The sequence below is a fragment of the Puniceispirillum sp. (SeqCode) genome (genome assembly GCF_965657105.1).
In the GTDB taxonomy this organism is placed as follows: domain Bacteria; phylum Pseudomonadota; class Alphaproteobacteria; order Puniceispirillales; family Puniceispirillaceae; genus Puniceispirillum.
Genome location: NZ_CBFHNB010000087.1, coordinates 1 through 5,367, shown reverse-complemented (window position 1 = coordinate 5,367; position 5,367 = coordinate 1). Strand labels below are relative to the sequence as shown.

9 protein-coding genes and 1 tRNA gene are annotated in these 5,367 nt (G+C 46.1%); 9 read left to right on the top strand and 1 reads right to left on the bottom strand.

The window, feature by feature from the left end; translation table 11 throughout:
• Positions 1–116 precede the first annotated feature (116 nt).
• Positions 117–398 carry a hypothetical protein gene (locus tag ACTF7Q_RS10045; protein ID WP_438997701.1) on the top strand — a complete coding sequence of 94 codons (282 nt, stop codon included), beginning with the start codon at positions 117–119 and terminating at the stop codon, positions 396–398.
• Positions 399–484: 86 nt separating this feature from the next.
• The gene (locus ACTF7Q_RS10040; protein ID WP_438997700.1) at positions 485–799 is read left to right on the top strand and encodes a transcriptional regulator; all 315 of its coding nucleotides are present in this window, start codon (positions 485–487) and stop codon (positions 797–799) included.
• Here the strand turns inward: ACTF7Q_RS10040 and ACTF7Q_RS10035 are convergent.
• On the bottom strand, positions 796–1,131 hold the full coding sequence (locus ACTF7Q_RS10035; protein WP_438997699.1) for a hypothetical protein: 336 nt from the start codon (positions 1,129–1,131) through the stop codon (positions 796–798). The genes ACTF7Q_RS10040 and ACTF7Q_RS10035 overlap by 4 nt on opposite strands.
• A 191-nt stretch (positions 1,132–1,322) precedes the next feature.
• Between ACTF7Q_RS10035 and ACTF7Q_RS10030 the strand changes: the two genes are divergently transcribed.
• The 7 genes from ACTF7Q_RS10030 to ACTF7Q_RS10000 form a co-directional block, all read left to right on the top strand.
• Positions 1,323–1,399 (top strand) — tRNA-Asp (locus ACTF7Q_RS10030).
• Positions 1,400–1,815: 416 nt separating this feature from the next.
• Entirely contained in the window at positions 1,816–2,706 is an 891-nt protein-coding gene (locus ACTF7Q_RS10025) for a DMT family transporter (protein ID WP_438997698.1), read from the top strand.
• 39 nt (positions 2,707–2,745) lie between these two features.
• The gene (locus ACTF7Q_RS10020; protein ID WP_438997697.1) at positions 2,746–3,429 is read left to right on the top strand and encodes a YczE/YyaS/YitT family protein; all 684 of its coding nucleotides are present in this window, start codon (positions 2,746–2,748) and stop codon (positions 3,427–3,429) included.
• Positions 3,430–3,568: 139 nt separating this feature from the next.
• A complete protein-coding gene (locus ACTF7Q_RS10015) occupies positions 3,569–3,910 on the top strand; it encodes an arsenate reductase family protein (RefSeq protein WP_438997696.1) in 342 nt (113 codons plus the stop codon).
• 168 nt (positions 3,911–4,078) lie between these two features.
• Positions 4,079–4,459, top strand: a complete 381-nt coding sequence (locus ACTF7Q_RS10010) for a Lin0512 family protein (RefSeq protein WP_438997695.1) — start codon at positions 4,079–4,081, stop codon at positions 4,457–4,459.
• Positions 4,456–4,824, top strand: a complete 369-nt coding sequence (locus tag ACTF7Q_RS10005; RefSeq protein WP_438997694.1) for a Lin0512 family protein — start codon at positions 4,456–4,458, stop codon at positions 4,822–4,824. The genes ACTF7Q_RS10010 and ACTF7Q_RS10005 overlap by 4 nt, the downstream gene beginning before the upstream one ends.
• Positions 4,825–4,835: 11 nt before the next feature.
• A partial coding sequence (locus tag ACTF7Q_RS10000; RefSeq protein ID WP_438997693.1) for a DMT family transporter occupies positions 4,836–5,367 on the top strand: 532 nt, incomplete at its 3' end.

Here is a 5,367-nt window from a genome sequence, read left to right as displayed (position 1 = left end):
CACCCACCATTTACCCAGGAAACATTACATAGTTTCCGCCTTTTATTCCCTATAGCATTGACCATCCCTAATGTTTCGCTAGTCTAATGATGTGTTATCCGCGTCGAGGCTATGTTATGCGTATTTTTATTCCGCTATTCATCTTTTTTGTTAGCCTGTTACCGTCATTAGCTTCTGCCCATCAATGCAAGTTGGAAAATGGATCAGCTGAAGCTATCCTGATCTATAATAGTTGCAAGGCTGACCTTGCAGCAGGAATTTCCCAGCACCAATCAGACGCCATAAAACCACGAAGCGATCGCGAATTGGCACTTGAAGATGAGAATCTTCAGTTGCGACAAAAGCTGGGCGCAATAAGGAATGATTTATTGGATATTCTTAGAAATTTGCCTAATTAGGCTGGGTATCAGCCATGAGATATAGTTAACAACATATACGAAAATTACCGCTACACTTTGATCTGTATTACTTTGGAGAATCATCCATGTTTATGAAGGTTTTTATCCGTACATTTCCATCATCAGAAGAATGCGAACTTTTCGACTCCATTCTGCAAACAAAATGGCCTGATTTGTTAAAACAGTTGCCAGGTGTCAGGTTTTGGGCATTGAGCAACAAACAGGCACCGCATGTCAGTATTGTGGTCTGGGAATTTCCCGATGAGGATAGCCAGCGTCTGATAGAAAAGATGATTGATGAAAATATCAGTCGATTTGCCAAAACGCTGGCACCAAAGACGATGACCGTAAGTGGTCAGGTAACGATGGATTTTGGCGATCTATATGCAGGCAAAGCCTAGCTATTATCGCCCTTATCTTTTTGCCGGTTGCGCATCCAGTTACGGATCCAAATAACCAGAATAATTGATGCAATGATGCCGGCAGACGCACCAAGACCCAAAATCAGCTTTACTGACCCCATGTCGGCAAGCGTGTCTTTGACGCATTGCGCAACATCAGTCGCAGTCGCACATTCGGCCTCGGCCTGTGGACGATATTGCGCGTAATTTGTGGTTTCAGCTGTATAGATCCCATGTGTGGCAAGCATACCAATGACAACAAAGCTAAGCAGAAGAACAGCGAGAAGCGCCTGAAAGACGCGCGTGAAAAATGTAAAAACCGTCGTCAGCATCAGGTCATGATCCTTAAAAGCAATTGAATTTATGATATAGCGCGCAATCCTAATAAAAAGAACGGAAAAATAAGAAAAAATACAGGTTCCGTTGCGCTTCGTCTTGACAGTTGTCATGCACTGATTTAGACCAAGCACACCTTAAGCGAATGATGTAACTTTTGACAAAGCATCGCGTTTATTTTGCGCTTGGGGGTGTAGCTCAGTTGGTTAGAGCGCTGGCCTGTCACGCCAGAGGCCGCGGGTTCGAGTCCCGTCACTCCCGCCACTTCCCCTATGATAAGTCAAGACAAACGGTTCAGATCATCGATCCAGCTGTTTTTAAAATTATGTTTCAAATGTTTGTCTGATAAAGCCCAACTGCCTATTTCGGGTGGTGTTTGGCTAATCATGGTTAAGACAAAAGAGGAAAGGATGCCTTCATGCCTTCATGCCTTTAAAACCTTTACCATAAATTTTTGAAATGCGTCCGCTGGATATTAACCGCGTCGTTCATGAATAAGATAGTCTTGCGCTGATAAAGACAATAATCCTGATATGCGCTGTCTGCGTCATGGCGTAACTATTTTGCTTGTTAAAATATTAGGTATTCCTCACATTTTGCATTACAGATGAAATATGCATTCGTAATCGTCAGGTCTACAGGTGCAATATATGCTTGTTGCTAGGGGGAATTGGTCAATTATGTTGCAAGCAACAGGGATCTGGTTCAGGACAAGATTTACACCACGTCAGATCAGCTTCATGTTGATGCTGGTATCGATGGTATGTTTGCCAGGTATGGACGCCATAGTTAAATATATGGCGCAAAGTCTGCCCATTATGGAAATAATCTGGGCGCGCTATACGGGGCATTTTGTGATTATACTGCTGGTATTCGCACCCCAATTGTCAAACCTGCTCAAAACATCAAATATTAAAATTCAACTGGCACGCTCCGTTGCTTTGTTTGCCACGACGATGCTGTTTTTTCAAGCCTTGCAATTTATCGAGCAAGGGCAAGCAACAGCCATCTTTCAGATAGCCCCCATGATCATGATGGTATTAGCTGTTCTGTTTCTCAAAGAACGTTTAGGGCCGCGCCGTATTATTAGTCTGATTATCGGATTTGTTGGAGCGATGATCATCATCCAGCCACAAGCAGAACAATTTACACTTGCCAGTTGCCTGCCACTTGCCGCTGCTGCTAGCTATGCCATCTATTCTATTCTGACACGCTACCTGGGGGCGGCAGAATCTGCCTATACGACGTTGATCTATACAGCAGGCTTTGGCGCGATTGTAAGCTCTATCATACTTCCCTTTATATGGGTGCCGCCTGAAACAGCTTTTGATATATTATTGTTGCTGTTGATACCCATGATTGGTGGTATCGGACATTTTACGCTGATCCAGGCACTACAATTGACCGAAGCCAGCGATCTGGCGCCGATGAATTATCTGACGCTGGTCTTTGCCATGATATGGGGTGGTTTGATCTTTGCCGAGGTGCCAACGCCATCTACGCTGGCTGGTGGCTGCCTCATCGTTGTGTCTGGCTTATATCTCATTCGTCGATCACGTGGCCGATCATGATGAAGTTGGCGTTCATGAGGAAAAAGAAAGTCACAAATCATGGCAGGTAAGTTTGCGTTTCTGTCGATCAAGGCAATACCAACGTTGTTTTGGAGTGCGCCTAAGCCGCTGACCATGCGTCCACCATTACGGTCCTTTGTGATTTTATGTTTTGGATTGGCTTTGTTCGGACTAGGTGAGGCGTTGTTAATTGCATCAGGTGCCGGTGTTAGCCCATGGACTGTGTTTGCCGAAGGTGTAACTAATGTCACTGGCTGGAGCATTGGTCTTGCCACATTCATTATAAGTGTTTGCGTTTTACTAACATGGATTCCGCTGCGCCAGATTCCCGGCATTGGCACAATTGCAAATGCAGTCATTATCGCGCTGATGCTGGATTTTTCATTGCCCTATCTGCCAAAACCGGACGGTTTTATGCTTCAATCGCTACAAGCGCTCATCGGTGTTCTGGTAACAGGTCTTGGTGGTGGCATTTATCTTATTGCCAATCTGGGGCCAGGGCCGCGTGATGGTCTGATGACAGGGCTACAACAGCTTACCAATTTACCTATCGCATGGGTTCGTAGTGGCATTGAAATATCGGTTGTGATCATTGGCTGGTATCTGGGCGGTACAGTTGGTCTGGGCACCATGTTATTTGCGTTCCTGATTGGTCCATCAGTAGCCGCTAGCCTGTACGGTTTGCAGGCTATGTTTGGAAAAAAGCCCGTATCTCTAACATAAAGCATACCTTTGGGTGCGCTTATGTGAACTATACTGTGATTGATGTGTCTGAATTTGTGCGAAAGATCAGGGGACTTGTTATGAACGTCCTGTTTGCATTAGGGTAATGATCATAAAAAAAAAGAGTATGGCCGCTACAATGAAAAACAACCTTATAATTTACGCGCTCAAGACCTGTGATAGCTGCAAAAAGGCAATTTCAGCATTGCGCGCGGCTGGACATGAGGTGTCGGTTGTGGATGTGCGCGCGGATGGTGTTTCTGATGATCTGCTGGCCAGTTGGCTGGCGATACATGGTGCCGATGTTATGATCAATCGGAAATCAACCACATGGCGCAATTTTGATGAGGCCGCCAAGGCTGAAGCCCCGCTTGCCTTATTGCGCGCTCATCCGACATTGATGAAACGTCCGGTGATTGTTGATGGCGGTCATGTTCATGTCGGCTGGGGCAAAGATGTGCAAACGGCATTTAGCCTGTGATGCCTGTCGATTTTCATCTTTCTAATACCGCCAAACCCTGATATCCAGACTGACTCAAAGTAATGCCGGAGCCGTTATTAGGGGCTAGCATGTGCCGCACTAATCGTGCATATCTGAAAACATAAGGCTATGAAGGTTTTATTTAATCCAGACATAGTGGGGGTTTCTATGGCTATAACACGTGTTGCTATGGAGCTTGGGATGGGAACATCGCTACGCGCCGAAGATTATACAAAGGCCGCTGTGCGTGCTTTAAAAGATGCGCTTTGGCATAATTCGCTTTCGATGGCTGATGCTTTTGGGTTTCCGCGTGATGCCATGATTGTCGATATAGAAATAGCGGTGCAAAAACCGGATGCGGTTGATGCCGATGCGGTCAAAGCCGTTCTGCCCTATGGAAATGGGGCTGTTAAGGTCGTGAAGGGTGGGTTAGATGTGCCCAAGCCCGATGGTGCAGGTAAAACGATTATCGCCAATGCCGCGGTGCTGGTTTCGTTTGATATGGAGCGACGCCAAGTTACCGCTATTCAGCCGGAGGCCGGCCGATGAAGCGCATCATTCTTGAAATGGGTATGGGCAACGATCTTTATGGCGAGGATTACACCAAGGCCGCATGTCGCGCTGTGCAAGATGCTTTGCATCATAGTTCTTTGATATTGTTCCGTTCGCTTGGGTTTGATCATGCCGATATGATTGTCAAGGTTACGATTGGTATTCAGGATCCAGAGAAAGTTGATTGCGACGTTGTTGCCGCAACCTTGCCACGCGGCCGCGCGCAAGTCATTGCTGTCCAAGGAGGTCAGAATGTAAGTGACCCAGAGCATAATACAGTGTCGGTAATCGCGACGGCAGCTATTGAGGCTTATCTTGAAATCGACTCGCGTGACTGGGCGTTATCCACGCCTCAGGCGTAGGTTGATTTTGAATGAAATTATTTGATTATTTTCTCTATGCTGTTGTTGTTTTCGGTTGGTCTACAAGCTGGTTCCCGTTGAAAATGCAACTTGGTGTTGTGGCACCCGAAGTGTCGCTATTCTGGCGGTTTCTGATTGCAAGTTTCTTAATGTTTGTCATCAGCTTTGCCAGCAAACAAACATTGCGTTTTACATGGCGAACGCATCTGCGCATTGCTGCGCTTGGTCTATGTCTGTTTTCTAGTAATTTTACATTGTTCTATTATGCCGGGCTTAATACGACATCTGGCTTGCTGGCTGTAATGTTTTCATTAGCGTCACTGATTAATGTACTGATGGTGGCAGCCTTAACCCGGACAGCGCCAAAACCGACGCATATCATTGCCGCGCTGGTCGGGATTGGCGGCGTGTGTCTGTTATTTTGGCCGGAACTGCAAATTTCTGAATCGGCGGTTATGACGATCCTGTTATGCTTTATGGGCACTATGTTTTTCTGCACAGGAAATATGGTATCGGCCTCGGCGCAGAAAGCAGGCTTTCCAG

What these genes read in the sequence shown, in the direction of transcription:
- ACTF7Q_RS10005 (WP_438997694.1), top strand. Translation starts at nt 4,456, where the DNA reads ATGAAGCGCATCATTCTTGAAATGGGTATGGGCAACGATCTTTATGGC.
- ACTF7Q_RS10010 (WP_438997695.1), top strand. Translation starts at nt 4,079, where the DNA reads ATGGCTATAACACGTGTTGCTATGGAGCTTGGGATGGGAACATCGCTA.
- ACTF7Q_RS10045 (WP_438997701.1), top strand. Translation starts at nt 117, where the DNA reads ATGCGTATTTTTATTCCGCTATTCATCTTTTTTGTTAGCCTGTTACCG.
- ACTF7Q_RS10035 (WP_438997699.1), bottom strand. Translation starts at nt 1,131, where the DNA reads ATGCTGACGACGGTTTTTACATTTTTCACGCGCGTCTTTCAGGCGCTT.
- ACTF7Q_RS10020 (WP_438997697.1), top strand. Translation starts at nt 2,746, where the DNA reads ATGGCAGGTAAGTTTGCGTTTCTGTCGATCAAGGCAATACCAACGTTG.
- ACTF7Q_RS10015 (WP_438997696.1), top strand. Translation starts at nt 3,569, where the DNA reads ATGAAAAACAACCTTATAATTTACGCGCTCAAGACCTGTGATAGCTGC.
- ACTF7Q_RS10040 (WP_438997700.1), top strand. Translation starts at nt 485, where the DNA reads ATGTTTATGAAGGTTTTTATCCGTACATTTCCATCATCAGAAGAATGC.
- ACTF7Q_RS10025 (WP_438997698.1), top strand. Translation starts at nt 1,816, where the DNA reads ATGTTGCAAGCAACAGGGATCTGGTTCAGGACAAGATTTACACCACGT.